Origin of the sequence: Shewanella abyssi (genome assembly GCF_023284025.1) — a bacterium.
GTDB lineage: Bacteria > Pseudomonadota > Gammaproteobacteria > Enterobacterales > Shewanellaceae > Shewanella > Shewanella abyssi.
In genome coordinates, this window is record NZ_JAKIKR010000112.1 from 1 (window position 1) to 2,188 (window position 2,188).

General features: G+C 43.2%; 1 rRNA gene and 1 pseudogene. One reads left to right on the forward strand and one right to left on the reverse strand.

Annotated elements, in window-relative coordinates:
* Positions 1-1,107 precede the first annotated feature (1,107 nt).
* A pseudogene (locus tag L2755_RS21885) lies at positions 1,108-1,836 on the forward strand (IS630 family transposase).
* A gap of 263 nt (positions 1,837-2,099) precedes the next feature.
* Here the strand turns inward: L2755_RS21885 and rrf are convergent.
* A 5S ribosomal RNA gene (gene rrf, locus L2755_RS21890) occupies positions 2,100-2,188 on the reverse strand; the annotation flags it as partial.

Here is a 2,188-nt window from a genome sequence, read left to right on the forward strand (position 1 = left end):
TTCGCCGAAGACGCTAGGTCGCTGGCTTGAGGAGGCGTATTCTACACTCTCCAGTGTCGGCGTCAAGGGCTTATTTTAATAAGTTTTTCAAGCGATGAATTCTTAATCACTATCGTGAAAAGAAGCAAAACCCGAAGCCCTTAAAGCGCTTGTCACCTGAGTCTCTTTCCCTAAGGAAGTAAACTCTCTAACACCGCTGCAAGTCCCGTACTATCTAGCGTTTGCTAAAAGTAATTGGCCTGCTGTGCCGTGTCAGTGGATGCGCATTATAGGCAGTTCCTGACCAAGCGCAAGCGCTTTTATCAATTAAAACCACCTTTTTTAAAAGATACAGAATAACCACACCCTACACACCACTTATCCACAACTTTACCCACAACCACCACGTAAACGAGTGAACATACCTCGGGATGGGACACTTATTCTAGTACAGTATTGAAAACTTGCACGACTTGGGAGTAGATACTTTTAGCGTTATGTCTAAGCGGTAAACCCTCCTATCTAACATAACTTCACCAACCAGCATTGAGTTGGCTCTGTCCAAATAAAATGCCTTAAGCCATTCAAGGCTTTATCAGCAAACGATGAGAGACATCTTTGCCCCTCTACAGCCTCTAGCTATGGTCAAAATGACGTTTACATAAGTTCAGCACTTAAGCATCAGCTTGCTAGTGCTGTTTATAACAGTAGAGAGCTAAGATAGGCATTGGCTGCCCGAGGAGTTCTACACTAATGAACCTCGAACGTGTGACTAAAGCATGACTGAATAGATACAAATAGTAGAGTAATACAAAGAGCCGTTATTAGTGAGCGTATGGCTCCCGCTCAAAAAGCATAGACGAAGTATGGCCCATTGCGTTAGTAACCATAATTCACTCTCGCAAGAAACTAAGCATGAGTGAAAGGCCCTTCCTTACATTGCATGTCGGCCACATTACTTTCATGCCAGCAATATAACAGCAGGCTATTAACTCTCGATTCGTGAAGCGTTAGGTGCTTGAAATGCCCAGCTCCAACATGCATATCAGCCCCACCGTTATCATGCCTATTGTATTAGCAATAAAGGTGGTTATACCAATCAGTAATGAGTTGTGATCTGATATAGGTATGACCAATAACGAATATTCCCTTTTGAAAAACGACACCGCTAAAGAGATCTTGGCTTTATCTAGAGCTGAAAATGAACCCCGCAAACGGATCAGATTACTGGCAGCATCCCTATTTCTTGAAGGACACAGCCGTACAGAAGTCACTAATAGACTTAAAGTCGCCCGTGGGAGTGTTAATACATGGGTTGCAAATTATCTGGCTTACGGCCTCAAAGGACTAAATACCAAAAAGAACAAAAGGCGGGATAGCTATCTCACTTTGGTCAACAAAACACAACAACACATTTGGGGCAAGAAAAGGGACGCGCCCGAGAGAGGTACGCCAGAAACAATTTGAATATGTCCATTTATTTGGTCTGGTCTGGGCGCCAACTGGAGAGACTGAAGCGTTAACTACACCATATCTAAGTAAGGGAATTATGCGCCAACATCTATCACTGATATCCCAAAAAACAAAGCTTGGTCGACACACCGTTGTTGTTATGGATGGTGCAGGTTCGCATACCGATGATATCGCAGATGAATTCAACAATTTCAATATCATCAAGTTACCTTCGTATTCACCAGAGCTCAACCCTATCGAACAAGTCTGAAGTTGATTGCGACAGCGTCATCTTGCTAATCGCAGCTTTAAAGAGTACGAGGACATAGTGGATGCCAGTTCGATTGCTTGGAATACTTTATCAGTGACTCAATTAAGGTTATGTCACTATGCAGAAGGGAATGAGCAATAATGACTAAATGTTAAGATGGAATGGTATTAACTGTTCTAAACCACAAATTGCAGACGTAAAAAAGCCCGCTATACGAGAAGTAATAGACGCCTGGAAATAACCTACTCGCACATGGGCATATTGGCCACACTGCAGTCAGTACAGATGGTATGAACAGTAAAGTCATACACACAATGACTCAAACCTCAAATCGCAGACGTAAAAAAAGCCCGTTGCGTTAACAACGGGCTATTCACTCTCTTTCGAGAAATTAGGCGCCTGGAAATGACCTACTCTCACATGGGGAAACCCCACACTACCATCGGCGATACTGTGTTTCACTTCTGAGTTCGGAATGGGATCAGG